The organism is Acaryochloris sp. IP29b_bin.137, from assembly GCF_028285745.1.
Classification (GTDB): Bacteria; Cyanobacteriota; Cyanobacteriia; order Thermosynechococcales; family Thermosynechococcaceae; genus Acaryochloris.
In genome coordinates, this window is record NZ_JANQOP010000039.1 from 21,464 (window position 1) to 42,554 (window position 21,091).

13 protein-coding genes are annotated in these 21,091 nt (G+C 49.6%); 10 read left to right on the plus strand and 3 right to left on the minus strand.

Going from position 1 to position 21,091, the window contains the following annotated elements:
* Positions 1-135 precede the first annotated feature (135 nt).
* Both Q0991_RS02850 and Q0991_RS02855 read left to right on the plus strand, forming a co-directional pair.
* Positions 136-3,324 (plus strand): cyclic nucleotide-binding domain-containing protein, encoded by a 3,189-nt coding sequence (locus Q0991_RS02850; RefSeq protein WP_299485322.1) that lies wholly within the window; start codon positions 136-138, stop codon positions 3,322-3,324.
* 84 nt (positions 3,325-3,408) lie between these two features.
* On the plus strand, positions 3,409-5,667 hold the full coding sequence (locus tag Q0991_RS02855; RefSeq protein ID WP_299485324.1) for a heavy metal translocating P-type ATPase: 2,259 nt from the start codon (positions 3,409-3,411) through the stop codon (positions 5,665-5,667).
* On the opposite strand, the gene Q0991_RS02860 is transcribed toward Q0991_RS02855, so the two are convergent.
* From Q0991_RS02860 to Q0991_RS02870, 3 genes are all read right to left on the minus strand, one after another.
* The gene (locus Q0991_RS02860; protein WP_299485327.1) at positions 5,656-6,387 is read right to left on the minus strand and encodes a hypothetical protein; all 732 of its coding nucleotides are present in this window, start codon (positions 6,385-6,387) and stop codon (positions 5,656-5,658) included. The two genes, Q0991_RS02855 and Q0991_RS02860, sit on opposite strands and share 12 nt — an antisense overlap.
* Positions 6,388-6,520: 133 nt before the next feature.
* Positions 6,521-7,255: a CorA family divalent cation transporter gene (locus Q0991_RS02865; RefSeq protein ID WP_299485329.1), complete on the minus strand. Its 735-nt coding sequence runs from the start codon at positions 7,253-7,255 to the stop codon at positions 6,521-6,523.
* Between the two features lie 88 nt (positions 7,256-7,343).
* Complete coding sequence (locus tag Q0991_RS02870) at positions 7,344-9,098, minus strand: ShlB/FhaC/HecB family hemolysin secretion/activation protein (protein ID WP_299485331.1); 1,755 nt, start codon at positions 9,096-9,098, stop codon at positions 7,344-7,346.
* A 488-nt stretch (positions 9,099-9,586) separates the two neighbouring features.
* On the opposite strand from Q0991_RS02870, the gene Q0991_RS02875 reads away from it, so the two are divergent.
* The 8 genes from Q0991_RS02875 (at position 9,587) to Q0991_RS02910 (ending at position 20,739) form a co-directional block, all read left to right on the plus strand.
* Positions 9,587-10,942, plus strand: a complete 1,356-nt coding sequence (locus Q0991_RS02875; RefSeq protein WP_299485333.1) for an ATP-binding protein — start codon at positions 9,587-9,589, stop codon at positions 10,940-10,942.
* A gap of 101 nt (positions 10,943-11,043) precedes the next feature.
* Positions 11,044-12,606, plus strand: a complete 1,563-nt coding sequence (locus Q0991_RS02880) for a Na+/H+ antiporter (protein ID WP_299485335.1) — start codon at positions 11,044-11,046, stop codon at positions 12,604-12,606.
* 100 nt (positions 12,607-12,706) lie between these two features.
* Positions 12,707-13,270: a hypothetical protein gene (locus Q0991_RS02885; RefSeq protein WP_299485337.1), complete on the plus strand. Its 564-nt coding sequence runs from the start codon at positions 12,707-12,709 to the stop codon at positions 13,268-13,270.
* A gap of 256 nt (positions 13,271-13,526) precedes the next feature.
* Positions 13,527-15,605, plus strand: coding sequence for a dynamin family protein (locus Q0991_RS02890; protein ID WP_299485339.1), 2,079 nt, complete (start codon positions 13,527-13,529; stop codon positions 15,603-15,605).
* A gap of 167 nt (positions 15,606-15,772) precedes the next feature.
* Positions 15,773-17,458, plus strand: a complete 1,686-nt coding sequence (locus Q0991_RS02895) for a dynamin family protein (RefSeq protein WP_299485340.1) — start codon at positions 15,773-15,775, stop codon at positions 17,456-17,458.
* A gap of 24 nt (positions 17,459-17,482) precedes the next feature.
* Positions 17,483-18,103 carry a DUF4126 domain-containing protein gene (locus tag Q0991_RS02900; RefSeq protein ID WP_299485343.1) on the plus strand — a complete coding sequence of 207 codons (621 nt, stop codon included), beginning with the start codon at positions 17,483-17,485 and terminating at the stop codon, positions 18,101-18,103.
* Positions 18,104-18,335: 232 nt separating this feature from the next.
* The gene (locus Q0991_RS02905) at positions 18,336-19,943 is read left to right on the plus strand and encodes a VWA domain-containing protein (RefSeq protein ID WP_299485345.1); all 1,608 of its coding nucleotides are present in this window, start codon (positions 18,336-18,338) and stop codon (positions 19,941-19,943) included.
* A 121-nt stretch (positions 19,944-20,064) separates the two neighbouring features.
* Complete coding sequence (locus tag Q0991_RS02910) at positions 20,065-20,739, plus strand: SDR family NAD(P)-dependent oxidoreductase (protein WP_299485347.1); 675 nt, start codon at positions 20,065-20,067, stop codon at positions 20,737-20,739.
* Positions 20,740-21,091 lie beyond the last annotated feature (352 nt).

A 21,091-nucleotide genomic window follows, 5' to 3' on the forward strand; every position in this document is an offset into this window, starting at 1 on the left:
GAGATTGCCTGGATTAATCCAAGCATGCCCTAGGCTCAGAAAGACTCACGGAAGGGATCACTAGGGATCAGCTCTAAGGATTATTCAACTGAGACGGAAATTAAGCCAAAATTAGGTATTGAGCAGAGTGTATTTATGGTCAACTTAGCTGAGCGTCCGTCTGGTTCGTCCCCGTGGAAATTGGGGCGACTGACTCAGCTATTGCTTCTGGCCGTAGTGGTGCTGACCTATAGCGTCATTGAAATGGCCGTGGCCAATTCACTCTTCCTCACCCATGTGGGTGCAGATGGCTTACCCCTTGCCTTTATTTTGATTGGTCTGTTTTCGATCCCGGCCTATGCAATGTTCTCACAGGTGGTGGATCGCTACAGCCGTCCCCAATTGTTTCGCTATATGCTGCTGTTGGCCGCAGTGATGGCCGTCGGCATGTGGTTCCTCCTGGCTGAGACAGGACTCGTCACCTACTATATTGTCCTAATTTTGGTCTTTTTTCAGTGGGACTTTCACAACAATATTCTCTATGCCAGTTTACTAACAGATTATTTTTCGGCTCTGGACTATAAGCGCTATGCTCCGTTTATTGGTATGGCCCAAGCGGCTGGCACCTTAGTCGGAGGTGGATTGACGGCGCTGCTGTCCCACTTCTTCTCTACCCGGGAGCTATTGCTGGGGTTGCCGGTTGTATTTGGAATTGCGATCGCACAATTGTTTTTCCTGGAAAACACCCAGCGCCAAATTGAAACCGTCAGTAAAACAGACAATGTGGGCATGATTGAAGCCCTGAAGACCTTTCCTGACTTGGTGAGGCGCTACCCGCTGATGCTCTTCCTCGCCGCCAGCAGCTTCCTACTGGTCATCATCTACCTATCCGCCGAATTCTTATGGTTTAGCATCTACGCCGATAACTTTACCGAAGATGCCCTCACCGGTTTCTTAGGCCTGATGCGGGTGAGTGTCAGCGTTATTCAGGTGCTAGTGCTCTATTGCTTTACCCGTCCCCTTTTGCACTGGGTCGGGGTGGCGCGGATGAATGTGGTCTATCCCTTAACGACGCTGTTTGGTTTGTTTGGCATTGTCCTGCAAACCAGCTTACCGGCTGCCATCGCTCTCCATATCAATGGGGATGGTCTTTACAAAAGCATCAATATTCCCGTTCATCAACTCAACTACAATGCCGTTCCCCGAGAATTTCTCGGTCGAATTCGCACCCTGAGCGATGGCTTTTTCTATGCAGTGGGCTTAACCTCAGCGGGGGGACTCCTGTGGATCTGCCATCACACCCTCAGCTTGGCCCAAATTTCCTGGATAGCCATTGGCCTGACTTGCGTGTTATTTGGCCTGCGCTTACCCATGGGCAAGTACTATGCCCAGGGTCTAGAAGAAATGATTCGTTCGGATGCCATTAACTTAGATGAGCTGGGGGATGTGCAAGCGCAATTTCCGGCAGAGTCCAATGCGGTGATTCGCGACTTGCTCAAAGATAGCGATCGCTACACTCAAATTAAGGGTCTGGAATTTGCAACCCAATTGGGGCAACCCAGCCAGTTTTATCTGGATGTCCAGCCCTTGCTAGGACAGGACGATCCCGAGTTGCAAACGGCTATTGTTCGTCTATTCAGCACGAATCCCGATCCAGAAACCGTCGCGATTTTCGAAGATTGCCTGCAGACCGCTTCTGGTGCACTTCGCTCCACCGCCTTAGAGATACTGATTGCGAATCGTTACCCCTTTACAGCAGAACAGCTACAGACCCTTTTAAAAGAAGCCGATCCAACCATTCGGTCCTTAGCCGCTGTCGCCGTCGATCAAGTCGGCCAAATGGACGAAACCCTGCAAGCCACCTGTGATCAAATCTGGTACTCAGGTTTGTCTGAAGCTGCGGGTCAAGCCGTTGTGCGGGTAGTCGCCTGCAGCCACGATCGTAGATTGATGCCGTTGCTCACGAAATTACTGATCCAGGACGACCCCGGCATCCAGCAGGAGAGCTTGGCTATCCTGGCTACTCTGGGCCAAGCTGGGGACCGGGACCTAGCGGATATCGCCATTACGGCCCTCGATCATCCGGCTCCCTTAGTGCGAGCTGCCGCCTTTCAGTTATTGGGTGTGGTCCATGTCCCTGACTATGTCACTCACATTGCCGTCGGATTTGAAGATTCTGATCCTCGGGTTCGCCAGCAGGCGGCTCAGATTTTGCCGGCCTATGGCAAGACGGGATTGCTGATGGCCCAAGAGAGTTTATCTGCGAAGGATACGGACGTAGTGAATACTGCGATCGCAGCCATCGGACAGGTGCGTAATCGCCAAGCTGGCAAGATCTTGTATGAACACCTAGCGCCTGAGTTTCAGCAGCTCGTCCATACCCGCAAATGGCAGCAGCAACTCCCCAGCACAGACCCCAATTGGCAACCTTTAGCCTTAGCCATTGAAGATTTTCACAATCGCCTGTTGCAAAAGGTGCTCTACATTTTGGCCTGTTTGGGCCATGACCGCACCGTCAACGCCATTAATCGGATTTTGAGCACTAATGAGCAAAAGGATTTAGCCAGCGCGGTCGAAGCCTTGGCTTCCTTGAAAAATCGTCGCTTTGTCTTACCGCTTCTGCCCGTGCTGGAACAGTTTGTCAAAAAAGAGCCAACGAGTGGGCGGAGCTGTGTTGAACCCCAATGGATGCGCGATAAAGGGTATAAATTACTGTTAGAGGCCTTGGAAACTCAGGATCGATGGATTCGGATCGGGGCTTTAATTGCCCTAGCGGGGGTACCCTCTGCTTTAGTCAATGATCCAGACTCCCTGGTCAAAACCGTGGCAGAACAGATTTTTCTGTCGGTTGATCCAGATCCCTTACCCACCCATCAATTTATGAAACGCCTGCTGCTGCTCAAGGAAGTCGCTCTGTTTAAGAACCTATCGCTGGATGAGCTACTGCTGATTGACCAAACCCTAGAACAAGAGCAAAAACTGGCTGGTGAAACCATCTTTTCGGAAGGGAGCTGGTGTACTCACTTCTACATCATTGCTGAGGGTAAGGTTCAGATTGTGAAAAACATTGATGACCAATCCTGCGATTTAAAGCAGCTTTCAGTTGGTGAATACTTTGGGGAAGTGGCTTTGTTTGATGACGCTCCCCATTGGGATGGAGCCGTCGCATTAGAAGATTGCACATTGCTAAAGCTGGAGAAGAACCGCTTTATTAGCCTAATGACCCAGCGCCCCCATATTATTTTGGAAATTTGCCGATTTCTCAGTCAGCGCCTTCGAGAAACGGATAATTATCGATCTTTAGGAACCCTTGAAACTTCTCAACTCTCAGAAGTTCAATCGTAAGCAGGATTTACACTGGAATTAGAGTCTGATCACCTGAGTGGGGGTAGCCTGATGGCTGTCTGATTTGCGGAGGAGTGTGACGCGATGCCAACAGTGACACTAAAACTGGACGGGATGAGCTGTGCTGCTTGTGCTAACAGTATCGAGAAAGTCCTCAAGAATTTAGATGGTGTTGAGGACTGCAGTGTCAACTTTGGGGCCGAGCAAGCGACAGTTCACTACAACCCCACTCAAATAAAACCTGCAACCGTGGCTGCCTCTATTGATGCGGCTGGATATGGAGCTGAGGTTCTGGATGATCGGGATTGGTACCAGCTAGCAGATGATCTGTCTGAGCGTCTTACCTCCCCATCCTCTCAACGACTTCAACTCAAAGTGTTTATCGGTGGTGTGATCAGCATTTTACTGATGGTGGGATCACTGCCAATGATGACAGGCATCCCCTTGGCATGGATTCCAGGCTGGGCTCATCACCCCATCTTGCAGCTTATTCTGACTGTGCCAGTCCAGTTCTGGTGTGGCTATCCCTTCTATGGCGGAGCACTTAAGGCTCTAAAGCAGCGAACTGCCACGATGGATACGCTGATGGCCCTGGGGACCAGTGCCGCTTTTTTCTATTCTTTGGCGGTGACCTTTATCCCCGCAGGAGCAAACCAGGGCCTTGGGGTTTACTACGAAACCTCTGCTGTGGTGATTACCCTAATCCTGTTGGGACGATGGTTTGAAGAGCGAGCCAAAGGCCAAACTTCTACAGCGATTCGTCAGTTGATGGGCTTGCAGGCCAAAACGGCGCGGGTGATTCGGGATGGGCAGGTCGTGGAGATTGCGATCGCAACTGTGCAACCGGGCGATACTGTTCTCGTCCGTCCCGGAGAAAAAATCCCCGTGGATGGCGAAGTCATTGAAGGTCAATCCACCATAGATGAAGCAATGGTAACGGGGGAAAGCCAGCCGGTTCTTAAGCAACCCGGTGATCTCGTGATTGGGGCAACGCTGAATAAAACAGGCAGTTTCCAGTTTCGGGCTACTCATGTGGGCAAAGAGACGGTCTTGGCTCAGATCGTCAAATTAGTGCAAGAGGCGCAAGGATCGAAAGCGCCGATTCAACGCTTGGCCGATCAAGTCACAGGCTGGTTTGTCCCAGCAGTGATCACCATTGCAGTCATCACCTTTATCGTCTGGCTAATCACCACCCAAACTCTCTCCTTGGCCTTAATTACAGCGGTTGGTGTTCTGATTATTGCTTGCCCTTGTGCTTTGGGATTAGCCACGCCGACTTCGGTCATGGTGGGTACGGGCAAAGGGGCAGAACACGGCATTCTGATTAAAGGGGCCGAGAGCTTAGAGCTAGCCCATCAAATTCAAACCATCGTGCTGGATAAAACAGGCACCCTGACCGAGGGGAAGCCGACTGTGACAGACTTTAGGACGGTAAAGGGCACCAGTCATGGCAATGAGCTTTATCTCTTGCAGCTAGCCAGTATCGTCGAAAGCCACTCCGAACACCCGTTGGCTGAAGCGGTCGTCCGTTACGCTCAAGCCCAGGGCGTGGACGTATCGCTGAGTGATACACGAAACTTTGCTGCGATCGCAGGTCAAGGCGTCCAAGCCCAAGTCCAAGGCCACCAGATTCATATTGGCACCCAGCGCTGGCTTCAGACCTTAGGGATCGAAACGGATACGCTGCAGACCTATGCCCATCAATGGGAAGCCCAAAGCAAAACCGTGATTTGGCTGGCAGTGGATCATCAGCTCGAAGCCATTATGGGAATTGCGGATGCCTTGAAACCCACCTCGATCGAAGTGGTCCAAACCCTGAAGCAGATGGGGTTAGAGGTGGTGATGCTAACGGGGGATAATGGGCGTACTGCTGGTGCGATCGCAGCTCAAGCCCATATTGAACAGGTAAAAGCAGAAGTCCGCCCCGACCAAAAAGCTGCCACCATCCAGCAACTCCAGGCTGATGGCCACATCGTCGCTATGGTGGGGGATGGCATTAACGATGCCCCTGCCTTAGCTCAAGCAGATGTAGGGCTAGCCATTGGCACAGGCACTGATGTTGCCATTGCCGCCAGCGACATCACGTTGATTTCAGGGGATCTACAGGGTATCGTCACGGCCATCCAACTGAGTCGGGCTACCATGAGTAACATCCGTCAGAATCTCTTCTTTGCCTTTATCTACAACATTATTGGCATCCCTGTTGCTGCTGGGATTCTCTACCCCTTCTGGGGATTGCTCCTTAACCCGATGATTGCGGGGGCAGCCATGGCCTTTAGCTCTGTCTCAGTGGTAACCAATGCCCTCCGACTGCGGCAGTTTCAACCGGGGTTATTTCGCTAGTAAAAGTCCGGTATACAAAGCAGCTCCCACAATAAAAGACATAAAACAGCTCTCCTGCTCATCAGGCAGTTCCCGCTTGAGCACATTGAGAATAATACTGCCCGCCAAAAACGACCAAATAATCAAGACGCCTGCCTTATCTAGCATGGCCGATTGTCCTAAGACCATCCCCAAAATAATCGCAGCTACCAACAACCACCGTCCTCGCTGGTTATAGGGGGTTTTGTGATGCTCATACAAATGATGATCAATGATAAAAAAGTGCAAGGCCAATGCGGCAAAAAAGAGGATGCAGGTATAGAGACTATGGGCCCCTAAATCTTGGAGTAAATAGCCCAAAATCACATTAAGGGCAGCAAAAGCGCTGATATGAATCCAAAAGATAACGGTACCAGCACCATCAGTATTTTGCTCTTCCTGATTGGCTTTCCGAGACTGTAACACCAAACTGTCTAATCCATAAAAGACCACTAAGCCTAAGAGTGCCAGCAGATAAACATGATTCTCTAAATAGATAATGAACGGCACTTGTGCATGTTCGATCTCTTCTTGAGCATGACTCAACTCCGGGAAAATCTCTAAGAAAACAAAGCCGATAGACACCCCACCCGCAAACGAAAGCCACCGATGGTGAGGGATAAAACTGGGGATAGTAAGCTTAGAAAAAAAGGCATGGACAACCGCTAAACCGATGGCGAGAAATATCCCAGGATTAACCATTTTGCTTGGCTCTCAGTGTATTCAAGCTGCACTCGCACCAACTCTACCAGCTAAATTGAACGCTGTTGTTAAATCGACATAGACTTTTGCTGAGAAAAAGTGAGTTTCTAGTCCGCCAATGAAGACCGAAGGATTAAGCTTTAGAAGCCGGCTGCAGAATCCACCGCTGTGTGATTATTCCCAATGCAATCCCTAAACCTAAAATAATCCAGAAGCCCAAAGGCGACTGTTCTAAGCCATGGGGCAGGTTCATGCCAAACAAGCTGCACAGAGCAGTGAGGGGTAGAAATACAGCAGCCAATAGATTCAGGCGTTGAGCCGTACGGACCGATTCCAAGCTGAGGCGACTTTGTTCCTCTACCCGTCGCGCTAAGTCAAACTCCAGGGCATTTTTAACATCGGTATAAAGCAAATCCAGCGTCCGATCTAAATCATTCGCCCAATCCCGTAGATCAATGATGTCTCTATCCTCAGGGACATCCTCCCGAGCAGTTTGCAGGGTAGCCATCATATTTTTAGCCGCACGACAGAGAGGAGCTAAGTTTTCTAAGATCTGGAAATAGTCGTCTGCCAAGGCAGCTTGACTATACGCTTGGCTCAGTTGCTGCTCTGCCTTGCTATAGTCTTTGAGATGTTTTTTAAGTCGGGGTAACCCCTCTCCTCCCTCACTGCACTTCCAGATTCCTTGAGGATTGCGCCAAAAGAAGATTCCCTGCCGCTGCCGACTTCCGGGTTGGGGGAGTTTATGGAGAACCAGTAGCAGATGATCCTCGGCTAGCATCGCCCGCTGTTTGCCAGCCCCCTTTTGGCCAAAACGGCGTTTAATTTCATCAGGGAGTTGCCAATTGGCAGGCAGTTGCATCGTCATGTTTTTTGCAGTGTCTTTTACTCCCAATTTGCCCAACTGCACGATCTTTTGTGCAGACAGAGTATAGAATGCCCCAGACATCCCATCCTTAGAATGGGCTCACCACAATTGAAAAGAACAGCTGGCTGTCATCAAAGCCACTGTTTGCACCTTGTCCCACCGAGAGGATCGGAATTCCCCAATCTAAACGAGCCGACATCAGATCAGACCACTGCCATCTCAATCCCAAACCGACAGCCGCTAAAGTCTCTTCCCTCCCTGGATTTGAGTTAGGGAGGGTGTAGCTCCATCCATGACCGATATCGAAGAAGGGAGCGAACTGCAGTAGTCCTTGTTGGTTGTTCCCAAACCGAACCAGGGGCAAACGATATTCTGCGGAACCAAATAATCCGTTATCAACGAGTAAGAGATTCTGGGGATACCCTCGAACACTATTCAGCCCCCCTAAACCGTACTGCTGCAGAGGGACTAATGGCCGATCGGCAAATTGAACCGTCGAACGCAATAGTAAGAGGTTGCTAGGCGCAAATTGCTTGACCCACTGTGCTTGTCCCCGCCAGAGGAAAAATCGGCCATCAGGTGCCGTTTGATTAATCGTGGCCAAGACATCTAACCCAATACCAAACTCAGATCGCAATGCGAGAACAGAATCATTCCCCCGTTGGGTCCACTCCTGGAATAATCGCAGTTGAGAAACTTCGGTGCGGCCTTGATTATCTGCCCCCGGAGATAAAGGAAAGGGGAAGCCCAGTAAAGAGGTGTCACTTTCCTGGCGACCCAGCGTAATGCCTAATGCTAGCTCCTTCTGGGGCGTCAGGATAACGGGCTGGCGATAGGTCAAACTGATATCTCGTGACACTCCTTCGATATCTAGCTGATCGAAGGGTTCTTCCACAACTCGACTCCAAACCTGACTGAAACTTGCACCAATGGTGCCATTGCGAGCATTAATCGGAACGGTGTAGCTAAAGTCCAATTCATTGCTGCCATCCGTATTGGCATAACCCAGCCGAACGCCATCCCCAAATCCCAAGAGATTGGCTTCGCTAACCACAACTTGTCGTTGAAAGCTGCCAATACTCCCAGACCGTTGGTTATCTAAAACAAACTGCACATCAAACGTGGGAGCTTCTTCAACTTTCACCTGCAGGATGCTCAAACCTGGGCCTGAACCAGCGGTCAGTTCAGCAGATATATTACCGATAAGCGGATCGATCTGGAGCAACCGCATGGATTCCAATAACTCATTCACATTCAGGGGCGGTCCTGCTCCCAGGTTTAGACGCTTACTGACGTAGCTAGATTTGAGATGTTTATTGCCGGAGACTTCGATATCCTCAAGTTGTCCTTCCACAACTTGTAACGTGACGATGCCGTTTTCAATAACCTGATCGGCTGGAAGATAAGCACCTGAGGTGATGTAGCCCTTCTCAATATAGTATTGTGTCAGGGCCGAACGGGCTTCTAAAAGCTGTGAAAAAGGAACGGCATCTCCCGTAAACGGCTTGGTAACGCGCTCAATTTCTGCTTCACTGAAGACGGTATTCCCCGTCACACGATATTGGGTGACAGTGATAAAGGTAGGGTTATCTGGAGATTCGGGTTGGGGAACGGGCTGTGGCGGAGCGTTTAACAAGTCTTCCGAAGAAGGGAGTTTCTGAGGGACTTGAGGTGTAGGCTCAGGCAATGTTTCCGGTTCAATCCGATTGAAGTCAGGGGGGGGATTACTCGGGGAGATAGATTGTGCGGAAACACCCAGGGGGAGAGAGCAAAGTCCCCATAATCCCAACAAAGTTCTGAGAAGGTGAAAGCGAAGGCGAAGAAAACGATATTCAGAAGCCATCTTTAAGGTTCATCAGTAACTGTCTTAGCTTAGGAATAGGGGAGTGATTCTAATTCGATTAAGCTCACTTTATCATCATGATGTCATCGAAAAAATACGCAATCCCTCAACAAAAATAAATTTTTCTAGTCAGCTTATTCACCTATCAATTCATAGGATCACTATCCTGTAAGGCCTTTAAGACATGAGGCTTACGTGGACTGTTCTTATTGGCATGAATTGCGTTTTAGCTCACACCCTATTCTCTCGGGTATACAAAAAGCTGGTTGCGACTATTGTCAATGGATAGCGTGAGACTCAGCAAAATGATGAGGCGTAAATTAGGAATTCTTCCGGTTATTCTTTTTCTCTATTTTTCAATAAAAAATGGAGGGGAAAACCTATTGAATGTCAACCCGCTCCTTCAGTATTTGCAGATAAAGCTTCTAGAAATCAATTAGAGTGGGTAAGGGTGAGAAACCCATTTCAGCCTTGGTCGCTCCTACCTTATGTTGTTGCCCGTTAGCATCGAATTTACCACCCTCTGTCAGACACAAGTGACCTTGCTAATACAAAGCTTTCAAGTCAACATGGGTGCTGTTTATTTGTCCAAGGATTTGCCCGCTCGGCAGCAAGGCGAGCTAGTCCCCATCATTATTTACCCTGAAGATCTTGCCCACGACCTACAGCCCGCTACCCTCCAACTTCCCGCCAGCGCCTCTGTCCCAATTATTCGTCCTTCCTCCATCTCTGCTGCAAGTCAGGCTGAAGTCCCTTCAGAGCTGGAACATAAGGAATATGGGCCAACGTTAGTGTCTCCCAACTCAACACTGGCGTTATCTCAAACTCAACGACTCGTGATTCCCTTGATCCATGATGAAATGGTGTTGGGCTTGCTGGTCGTTGCCCGAGACCACCTTGCCTGGAGTGAGGGGGAACAATCTCAATTGCAGCAGATTGCTGATACCCTGGCGATCGCATGTATTTTGGACCAGCGATCGCAATGGCTAGCCAATTCTCAGTATCAGCAGCGCGCCCTGAAGTCGGAACAGCATCAGACCCTTTCAAATCTGCTACATCAGTTCCGCAATCCCCTCACCGCTTTAAAAACCTTGGGCAAACTCCTCCAAAAGCGATTTAGTGAAGCGGATAACAATCGCAAGATTGCGGCCAGCATTGTGGAACAGAGCGATCGCTTAGAAGAGATGCTCCACCAGTTTGACGATGCCATCGATTTAGGGGAAGCTGCTATCGAACCTGGGGATGTGGACGCTTGGGTATCCACCCCTCCCCATTCTCCCCCCGCCCTCCCCCCTTCGTTACCGTTAGGGGAGGATGAGCTGCATCTACAACCTTGTCAGCTTATGGATATTCTCAGCCCCTTGATTCAATCAGCGGCGGGACGAGTCGATCAAAAGAAACTACAGCTAGCGGTTAGCATTCCCAAGGATTTGCCTCCTATCCAAGCAGATGGAATGGCTCTGCGCGAGGTTTGTAGCAATCTGTTGGACAACGCTTTGAAATACACCCCTGCTGGGGGTGAGGTGTGTATGGCGGTCCATCGCCAAGTCCCCGATAGCGGCCTCTCAGGACAATTATTGTTGATCAGTGATAGTGGACCGGGGATTCCCCAGACTGATTTAAATCGAGTGTTTGAGCGTGAATATCGCGGGGTACAGGCACAAACCGATATTCCTGGAACCGGTTTAGGGTTGGCCATTGCCAAAACCTTAGTAGAACAAATGCAGGGCGAAATTCAAGCCTTTAGTCCTCGCATTGATCAGCCCGATCAGTTGACTGGGGCTGCGCCAGGCAGCACATTCCTGGTGAGATTGCTGGAATCTGACGTCAAGATTCTAACCTAAGCAGGGTAGCCTATAAAGGGTTAATGAAGCGGGGTTATCCGCTCTCACTAGTCAAAACAAACGTTTGTGGGGAATAGTACTGAATGCTGTTGAGCAATCCAATGGTAGCTGAGGTGGCGATGGAAGCAGAGGATGCGATCGCAAATAATCTCAAGCAATTTTTGCTGGTGTTATCGGTCTCCTTAAGCGTTGCCACGCTACCCCAGGTGTTTAGCTGGTTTCGGCAAATTCCCTATACGCTGCTGCTGGTGATTGTGGGCCTGTGCCTAGCCTTTGTCGATGTCCGCTTAGTAGATTTGTCTCCAGAGCTGATTCTAGCCATCTTCTTACCGCCGCTCCTCTTTGAAGCGGCCTGGAATCTGAAATGGTCTGACCTCAAAAAAGATTTATTTCCCATCTGTCTTTACGCCATTTTTGGTGTGGTGATCACCGTGGGTGGTGTCGCCTATGGCCTTAACCAATTTGCCGGCATTTCTCTTACCACCGCTCTGTTAATTGGCGCTAGCTTATCAGCCACGGATCCGGTTTCCGTCATTGCCCTATTCCGGGAACTGGGGGCAGGCAAACGCCTTAAAACCCTGATGGAAGGGGAAAGCCTATTTAATGATGGTATGGCGGTTGTGGCCTTTAGCTTTCTGGTAGGCCTACCCCTGGGGGTAAGTACTTTTGAACCGTCGCAAGTCCTGGGACAACTACTAGCCGTGATTGGCATTGGCATTGGTGTTGGTTCTCTGATTGGCTTTGGGATTTCCTACCTTACCCAACGCTTTGATTTACCCCTGGTGGAGCAGTCGCTGACCTTGGTGTCTGCCTACGGCACCTATTTGCTGACAGAAGACTTGGGCGGTTCTGGCGTCATTGGCGTGGTCACCACTGGCCTGGTGCTGGGCAACTTCGGTTCCCGAATTGGCATGAACCCCAGGACCCGCCTGATTGTCACAGAGTTTTGGGATTTTCTGGCCTTCTTTGTCAACTCCATCGTCTTTTTGCTAATTGGCGATCAGATTCGGTTTGCCATTTTAGGCGATAACTTGGGCACCATTGTCGTTACTATTTTGGGAATGCTGGTGACGCGGGCTGTCTCCATTTATGTTCTGGGGCTGTTTAGTAATGTCACCGCCAAGTCAGAGATCCCTATAAAAGATCAAACTGTTCTCTGGTGGGGAGGGCTAAGAGGATCTGTATCCATTGCCCTGGCCTTGAGTGTGCCTGCAGTGCTGGGTGAGCGGGAAGAGATTATCGCCACGGTGTTTGGCGTCGTGTTGTTTACATTGTTGGTCCAAGGGTTAACGACCAAGTTTTTGCTCCAAGGCCTGGGGTTGATTGGCGATCAGACACAACAGCAGGATTACATGGCTGCGATCGCACGTCGAGCAGCCCTCTCTCGGGTCTTGGATTATCTAGAGAAAGGAGATTCCCGACCAGGGATTGAGCCAGAATTCTATCGGTATCAAACAGCCTTAGTTGAAGGACAGTTGGCTAAAATCGAATCCGAACTGGACGAGATGCAAAAACAATATCCTCAGCTCAAGGAGTTCACCGCAGAGCAACTTAAAGAGGAGCTACTCGCGGTTGAAGCAGATACCTACGCCGAATTTGTCCGAGCCGGTCGCCTCAATAAGGAGTTAGCCCCTTTTCTGGCTGAAGTGTTTATTCCAGAATAATCAGGGCTCAGATGTAACGGAAAACAACGGTCTCTTAGCAAGACTCTCAAAGTTGAGTATCCTAGGCTAACAAGGTTCCTCAATGTTTTTACTCGGTATTATGGCCAAAGATTCTGCCGAACTCATTCCAGTCAGCCAATTACAAGAACGCTATAACATTAAGCGTTCAGCTCTCTACAATCGTCTATCGGCACTGGAATTACAGCCCACAAAAGTGGGGCGGCGGGCCTTTGTGACCCCAGCCGATGTTGGGCGACTGGATGCTTTGGCCGATCATATTGAGGCTGGTGGAAATATCCATGATTTTGCAGAGCAAGCATCCAGCGTAGACGCGAGCGCTTTGACCGTTACTGCTGAAGACAGCATGACTCCCGTGAATCCAAATGCGAACTTTGCCACTTTTTTAGATGCGTTTGCCTCTCGGCCAGAGCCTGTGCAAGCGCTGACGAATCGACTAGATTTACTAGAAAAAGCGGCAGCCCATGAGTGGTTGTTGCCAACATCGGACTTGTCAATGACCCTAGGATTGTCTCGGCGTTCAGTGGGCAAGTATCCAAAGTTTGAGCGGTATGGCTTTGTCTTTACCAAGGTGGGACAAATGGGAACCGAAACATCATGGCGGGTGCAGAAAGCAGCAAAACCCAAAAAGAAGTTTAAGCGTTAGAACCTAAATTTGCAGGCGTTAGGACGAGTAGGCACGCTACGAGATTGACCCCGCCTCCATCAGATGCCATTCAAGTATCATCTTCTCCCCTATATGGAAGAGCCATCACCGCCCATACTTCAAGATTTCAGCGATTTAGAGAGGCGTTCCTACAGTAGAACAACTGTCAGTTGCAGAACTTGATTCTCAAATACTATTCGATGGATTTTAAAGGGCAGATGGGTATGCTGGAAAAGCAGCCTACCTTCCTCACAACATGAGCAATACCGTCGAAACCGCCAGCTTTCTGCAAGATTTAGATCGCATTTCTCAAATTCGTCAGGAAATTGCATCTCACCTGTCTAGCATTGCTGACACCTTAGAGGATGCCGAACGTGCAGGGCAATCTGCCTCGGGATCATTGCAGCTTCAACAGGAAATTGAAGATGTCAGTATTGCCAGCCGCAATTTAAAGCAGGGGGTCTTCCGGCTTATGGTTCTGGGAGATATGAAGCGAGGAAAAAGCACTTTCCTGAACGCCCTGATTGGCGAGAATTTGCTGCCCAGTGATGTGAATCCCTGTACGGCGTTGCTGACCATCTTGAGATATGGTCCCGACAAGACCGTCACCATCCACTTCAATGATGGTAAATCCCCCGAACAAATTGATTTTGCTAGCTTCAAAGATCGCTATACCATTGCCCCAGAAGAAGCAAAGCAACTGGAGGAACAAAAGCAGATTGCCTTTCCTGATGTCAGCCATGCCGTTGTCGAATATCCTCTCCCTTTACTGGAAAAAGGCGTTGAGATTGTTGATAGCCCTGGCTTAAACGATACGGAAGCAAGAAACGACCTGTCTTTAGGGTTTATTCAAAACTGTCATGCCATCCTCTTTGTGCTGCGGGCCACCCAACCCTGCACCCTCGCTGAACGCCGCTATCTGGAGAACTACATCAAGGATCGGGGACTGTCAATCTTCTTCTTGATTAATGCTTGGGACCAAATTCAGGACAGTCTGATTGACCCCGATGATCCTGAAGAGCTAGAAGATGCCACCCGCAAACTCCATAAAGTCTTTCATGCCAATTTGGCAGAATACTGCCAGATCGATGGCTATGATCTCTATGAAGAACGGGTCTTTCCCATCTCAGCCTTGCAGGCCCTCCGCAAGCGAGTCAAAGACGCTGACGCCAACTTAGAGGGGACAGGGTTTCCGGGCTTTTTATCGGCGCTGAATACCTTCCTCACCCAGGAGCGAGCCATTTCTGAATTGCGGCAAGCCCGAACCCTGGCGCGGCAAGCGTTCAGTCGAGTCCAGGATGCTACGTCTCGTCGCATTCCCCTTTTGGATCAGAGCGTTCAGGAACTAGAGCAACGCATTGAGTCCGTAGAACCGGAATTTGAAGACTTGCAAGAGATTGGTGAGCATTTTAAAGAAGATATTTATCGGATGCGTGATCAGCGATCGCGATCCATTGCCGATTCATTTCGTACCTATATATTCGATTTAGAAACCACCTTTGATCAAGACTTTCTGAAATATCAACCCCCCGATCTAGAGCTGCTGGATCTATTTAGCCAAGGGCGGCGCGAAGCCTTTAACGCGGCCTTCCAACAAGCCTTTCAGCAGTATGTCAACGATAAGTTTTTTGCCTGGAGTATCAAAGCCGAGCGCGATCTGAAAGCTGCTTTCGAAGAGCTATCCAGAAGCGCGGAGCAATACGGCAACTCCTACGCCAGAATTACCGATCGAATCACTGAGAAATTGACGGGGCAAAGTGTCCATGCTCGCGGTCCCCAGCGCCAATCAAATGACAATGTGCCTGGATGGGCCAAATGGGCAATGGGCTTGTTTTCCCTAGCTTCCGGGAATATTGGTGGGGCAGCAATGGCCGTCACCGGGTTCGACTTCCAAAGCATTATGCTCAATTTCTTTACCTCCGCTGGCATTGCTCTTATTGCCTCATCGGTCTTTGGCATTATGTTGGGACCGATTACCTTTGCCCTAGTGGGATTAGGCATCGGCGCTTTGCAAGCGGATCATGCCCGCAAACAGCTCACCAAGGCCACGAAGGAAGAGTTTGTCAAATGTCTGCCCCAAATCGCTCAAGAAAAATACCAGCCCATTTATAACTCAGTCCAAGATTGCTTTGATGCCTATAACCAAGAGGTGATGCAGCGTTTGCAAGAGGATATCCAATCCCGCAAACAAGAATTGGATAACTTATTAGAGCAGAAAAACTCTCGGGAGATTGATCGTCAAACAGAAGTTGCCCGTTTGGAAAACTTAGAGCAAGCAGTCTCTACGGACTGCGAGTTAATTGAAACGGCCTATCAAAATTTGCTAGCTGCATAAAGCTGAAACTACTGCCTAAATTTATTTCTTCATTTATGTTGGAAGAACAGGGGACGTCTTCCTCGTAATGAGGAGAGCGAGCGTCAATTAAGAGCGACTGGGCTTTTGCCTAAGATATGCAGCTCTGTGCAGGCAGTCTGAAGTTGAAATCAGGTCCATATTTGAAGATGTCAAATTCTGCGATGGATAGGTCAGAAGACTACCGTCATTTGATCCAAAGGCTGCAAATGGCAGTGGGGGTACTTGAACTGGAAGAGACCGATGAACTGCGGCGCGAGGTATTAACGATTTGCGATCGTAGCCCCCGATCCACTTTGCGACTCGCGGTATTTGGTCCCTTCAACTATGGGAAATCCACCCTGTTGAATGCTCTGTTAGGAGAAAAGGCCCTACCTATTGATTTGATCCCGACCACTGGGGCAGCCATTACCGTTCGCTATGGTCCACACCTCCAAACCCGCATCTGTTTGCAAAGTCGCCAAGAAATCATCGAACAGGGCACGGATATCCTCAAGCAGTACGCTATTTTGGATGATCATCGGCGGATGCGAGAAGACGTGGTGTCGGTCGAAGTGAGCTGTCCCCATCCGTTCTTGCAAACGGGGGTAGAGCTGTTGGATTTGCCGGGGACCAATGATCGAGAAGCTCAAGATGCCTTGGCCAAAGCGCAATTGTTGACGGCAGATTTAGTTATTCAAATGCTGGATGGCCGCAAATTAATGACCTTAGGTGAGCGAGAACATCTGCGGGATTGGCTGCTCGATCGGGGGATTGAAAGTGTTGTCTTTGTCGTTAATTTCTTAAACCTATTAGACCCCGAGGATCAAAAACAGGTGATGAATCGGATGCGATTCGTGGCCGAAAGCTTTCGGTCTCAACTGCCGTCAGGGATTAGCAACCTCTACCGCGTCGATGCGCTGCCCGCCTTGAGAGCCCGACTTAAAGGGGATATGGCGGCTGCCCAAACCACGGGACTGCCGATGTTGGAGACCGCGCTACACAGTATTGTCCAGACCTATCAAACGGAAGGCATTCCGCAGCAATCCCAGCGAGCGATCGCCCTTGCAAACCGACTCCAACTCGCCCTCAAAGGAAAAATTGCCTTTGTCCAAGCCCAAGTTCAGACCGAGGCTGAAGATCGAGCTCAACAGCGCTTAGAGATTAAAGAACGGGCACAGAAGCTGATTATCAAAGGGTTTCGAGAGAGTGTAGCCGATACCAAAGCTTGGCTGGATTTGCCCACCTTGCTACGGACCCATGAAACGGGAGCCCAAATCGCCCTGCAACAAGACCGTTTTCCTGCCTGGCTCACCGAAACCTTAAAACCCACCTGGCTCAACCATCAGCGCCAAGTAGTGGGCTGGGTGCATAAAGCGTGTGAATTCTTTAACCAACCTCGTCCCGCAGAATTATGGTTCGCGTTTCCCAGTGGCCCTGCTGCCTCGCCCCCCCAGCCGCCGACATCATCCCCTCAATCGAAGGAAGAGGAAATCGCTCCGGTTGCGATCGCAACCGGATTAGGCTGGCTAATGGGTGGCCCCTTGGGGGCCGCTATTTTTGGCGGCACCGGCTATATGGTCAATAAACTGGAGAACATTGCCGTTTCTAAAGCGGACTTGCCCAAGTTTGAAAAGAATGAAGAAAGCTATCGACAGGCTGCCCATTACTATCTCACACAGTTTCGAGCGGCGGCCTTAACGGCTCTGCAGGAGTATGAACGCACCGCCGAAAAAATTATCTTGACCCCGATTGGGGAAGCCAACGCAGAACCGAAATCCTATCAAAATCAGCATCAGCTTACCCTCCTGCAAAATACCCTGGCTTCGCTAGAAGATGCGATTGAGGCACTATAAAAAAGGATTGATCTTAAAAACGCCATGGAAATCCTTATTAGTCTCTGTCTCGGGATTACCCTAAGTGCCGCGAGCGGTTTACGGGTTTTTATCCCGCCGCTGATCATGTGTATGGCGGCCCTGTTTGGTGATTTGCCGTTGGCCTCCAATTTACAGTGGATTGGCACCTATCCTACCCTGATCGTCTTAAGCACGGCCGTCGTGGTCGAGGTCTTAGCCTACTACATTCCTGGGGTAAATAATCTACTGGATTTGATCGAGATACCGACTGCGATCGCAGTCGGTTCCGTCTTAACTGCCGCCACCCTAGGGGATCTGAATCCGGTTTTGCAATGGACCTTAGCCATTCTGGCTGGGGGCAGTGCCGCCGGGATTGTGGAAACAACCACCTCCGTTACTCGCGTTGCCGCCACCACCATGACGGGAGGACTAGGTAATCCAGTGCTCTCCACCATCGAAGCCATTTTATCGGTTTTATTGACGTTATTAGGCCTTGCAATTCCTCTACTGGCCGTCGGCATCGTCTTGTTAGTGATCATCTGGCTGATTCGCAAGACCAAAGCCATTTTGATTCAGCGGCGAAAACGCCGACAGGCTGGCAGATCTAGCTCTATCAAAATGCGTCGTCAAATTATCCCGCATTAGACTCGTGTGAACTGACATGGGTCTGAGCAGGCAGCGTATCAACTGCGATAGGTGAGGCCCCATAGTGATACAGAATCGCACAGTTGGTATGGTTGCATTTTTGGAAACAGAGCGATCTCAATTGGAAAGGATAAAGCAATATTGATAGATAAGAGCGTACTAAGCGGTACGCACAGCAAATATCGTGTGCTCCCAAAAGGAAGGTCCATCATCGCCATAGGAACTCATGATCATGCAGCATACCTATCGATCCTTAGCCCAACGCTATTCTCGGCCAATCTATGGGTTGAGTACCCTGGTTCTATTAACGGCTTTAACGGCGTGTAGTTCCTCCCAAACTTCTGGCTCTGACTCAGCGCCGAGTAGCCAAGCCCCTCCTGCCCAGGTCCAAATCGAGGCTGGGGCACCGCCCATACCCAACCCTGACGCTCAACAAACGGGTGAAGAATATAACCCGATTCAAGAAAACCCATTTTTAAGGGCTAATGCTTATCCCCTATCCACCTTTGGCATTGATGTTGATACCGCCGCCTATAGCAATGTGCGTCGTTTTATTAACCAGGGACAACGTCCTCCCAAAGATGCCATTCGCATCGAGGAGTTGATCAACTACTTCTCTTACGCCTATCCCCAACCCAAAGGGGAACAGCCCTTTTCCGTTACTACAGAAGTGGCTGCAGCGCCGTGGAATCCTCAACATCGGCTGGTACAAATTGGGCTCCAGGGTCAGCGGTTGTCTACGGAGAACTTACCCCCCAGTAATTTGGTCTTTTTGCTGGACGTATCGGGGTCCATGAATGCCCCCAATAAACTGCCATTGCTGAAGTCCTCTCTTCAATTGATGGTGAACGAATTGAATGCCAATGACCGGGTGGCAATCGTGGTTTATGCGGGCAGTGCTGGACTGGTTTTACCCTCTACCCCCGGTAGTCAAAAAGCCAAAATCTTAGGGGCTATCGATCAACTGGAAGCAGGGGGTTCAACCGCAGGTGGGGAAGGCATAGAACTAGCCTACAAAGTGGCCCAAGAGCAATTTATCCGCTCTGGCAATAACCGCGTTATTCTGGCCACGGATGGTGACTTTAATGTGGGTCCTTCTAGTGATGCTGAATTGGTGGAGTTGATCGAACAAAAACGGGAGAAAGGCGTTTTTCTAACCGTATTGGGGTTTGGTCAAGGGAACCTTAAAGATGCCAAGATGGAGCAGATCGCGAATAAAGGGAACGGCCAATTTGCCTATATCGACAGCCTATTGGAAGCGAAGAAGGCGCTTGTCACAGAGTTAGGCGGCACCCTGGTTGCCATTGCTAAAGATGTCAAAATTCAAGTCGCCTTTAACCCCAAACAGGTGCAGCGCTATCGTCTGATTGGCTACGAAAATCGACTGTTACAGAGTCAGGATTTTGAGGATGATCGTAAAGATGCGGGTGAGCTGGGGGCAGGCCATACCGTCACCGCCTTATATGAAATTATTCCGTCCGGTGTTCAAGATGATAGCCCTGCCATTGAGCCCCCGTCAGGTGAACAGCCCCTTCCCACCTTCCAATCCAATGAACTCTTGCAGGTGAACCTGCGCTATAAGCTGCCTCAGCAAAATGAGTCGCAGTTGATCACCCAATCGGTTACGGATCAAGGGTTAACCTTTGATAAAGCCTCTACAAATCTGAGATTTTCGGCAGCAGTAGCTGCGTTTGGGATGGTCTTGCGCGAGTCTGCTCATAAGGGCAATGCCACCCTAGCGCAAGTGCAGGCCTGGGCCACTCAGGCCCAAGGCCCCGATCTAGAGGGGTACCGAGCAGAGTTTCTCCGCCTCGTCGAGAAGAGCAAAACGCTCTCTTAAGGGAGGGATGCGATCACAAAGAGATGACAGGCCAATTCTCACGATATTTTGCGACTATCACGCTAGTTTTCAGAGAGCCACTCTTTTATCCTCACAATCATATAGCCATAGTTAGCTGCCTATGAATACTGCACTCATTACAGGTACGTCAAAGGGCATAGGGTTAGAACTGGCTAAGCAATTGTTGTCCCGAAATTACACAGTCATCGGTATTGCTCGTTCACCTTGTCCCATTGAGCACGACAACTATTTTCACTTAACTGCTGATATTACTTCCGAAGAATGCCCACAGTTACTGAAAGACATTTTTCTCGACCAAGGCTTTTCCCGTTTAGATTTACTTATCAACAATGCAGGCGTTGGCGCGACGGGTTGCAGTATCGAAACTATTGATGTGAATGAACTAAGAAGCCAGTTCGAACTTCACTGTGTCAGTGCGTTCAAGATGGTTCAAGTCCTCTGCCCTTATCTGGATAATTCCAAAATCGTCAATATCACATCTCGTTTAGGGTCGACTAAGCTGAACGCCAGAGGTGATTTTAATGGTAAAGGTTTCTCTTATGCTTATCGGATTGCAAAGGCAGCGCAAAATATGCTGAGTTTGTGTCTTGCTGGTGATGAAAGGCTGTCCAGTAATTTAGTGATTTCGATTATACCTGGGTTACTTCGTACTGACTCGGGTTCTAGGGATGCAAAAAACACAGCCGAGGAAGGCGCTCAAGGTATGTTAGATGTAATTTTTTTCGCACCTGCAAATGGCATTTATCATGCTTTTGGGCACGAGGCTGAGTACTAAGCAGCTAATAAGCATATGCAGGCGGGGAAAGTGATCTGACTACGATTTGGTCATAGTCAAAATCAATATCTTTGGCTCGACAAACATTCCCTGAGGTGTACTCCAGCACCATAGAGCAGGCTAACCATTTACAAGTGGCCCCTACCCATGTTGTCTCTCACAACTTCAGAGCGCAAAAAAACAGTGGGGAATCGTGTTGGCTTGCGAGCACGTTCAATATTTAAGTCCATTAACAGAACGTGCTCATAGAGAAACCAGGGCTGTTTTAAGTTAGCAGCGAGAAAATGCGATGAATCCTATTAGCAAGCTTGGTCATAGCGGGTTTGAGAGATTTATACCCGTTTAATCGTAA

What these genes read in the sequence shown, in the direction of transcription:
- Q0991_RS02870 (WP_299485331.1), bottom strand. Translation starts at nt 9,098, where the DNA reads ATGGCTTCTGAATATCGTTTTCTTCGCCTTCGCTTTCACCTTCTCAGA.
- Q0991_RS02900 (WP_299485343.1), top strand. Translation starts at nt 17,483, where the DNA reads ATGGAAATCCTTATTAGTCTCTGTCTCGGGATTACCCTAAGTGCCGCG.
- Q0991_RS02880 (WP_299485335.1), top strand. Translation starts at nt 11,044, where the DNA reads ATGGTAGCTGAGGTGGCGATGGAAGCAGAGGATGCGATCGCAAATAAT.
- Q0991_RS02905 (WP_299485345.1), top strand. Translation starts at nt 18,336, where the DNA reads ATGCAGCATACCTATCGATCCTTAGCCCAACGCTATTCTCGGCCAATC.
- Q0991_RS02890 (WP_299485339.1), top strand. Translation starts at nt 13,527, where the DNA reads ATGAGCAATACCGTCGAAACCGCCAGCTTTCTGCAAGATTTAGATCGC.
- Q0991_RS02875 (WP_299485333.1), top strand. Translation starts at nt 9,587, where the DNA reads ATGTTGTTGCCCGTTAGCATCGAATTTACCACCCTCTGTCAGACACAA.
- Q0991_RS02865 (WP_299485329.1), bottom strand. Translation starts at nt 7,255, where the DNA reads ATGACGATGCAACTGCCTGCCAATTGGCAACTCCCTGATGAAATTAAA.
- Q0991_RS02885 (WP_299485337.1), top strand. Translation starts at nt 12,707, where the DNA reads ATGGCCAAAGATTCTGCCGAACTCATTCCAGTCAGCCAATTACAAGAA.
- Q0991_RS02910 (WP_299485347.1), top strand. Translation starts at nt 20,065, where the DNA reads ATGAATACTGCACTCATTACAGGTACGTCAAAGGGCATAGGGTTAGAA.
- Q0991_RS02855 (WP_299485324.1), top strand. Translation starts at nt 3,409, where the DNA reads ATGCCAACAGTGACACTAAAACTGGACGGGATGAGCTGTGCTGCTTGT.
- Q0991_RS02860 (WP_299485327.1), bottom strand. Translation starts at nt 6,387, where the DNA reads ATGGTTAATCCTGGGATATTTCTCGCCATCGGTTTAGCGGTTGTCCAT.
- Q0991_RS02850 (WP_299485322.1), top strand. Translation starts at nt 136, where the DNA reads ATGGTCAACTTAGCTGAGCGTCCGTCTGGTTCGTCCCCGTGGAAATTG.
- Q0991_RS02895 (WP_299485340.1), top strand. Translation starts at nt 15,773, where the DNA reads ATGTCAAATTCTGCGATGGATAGGTCAGAAGACTACCGTCATTTGATC.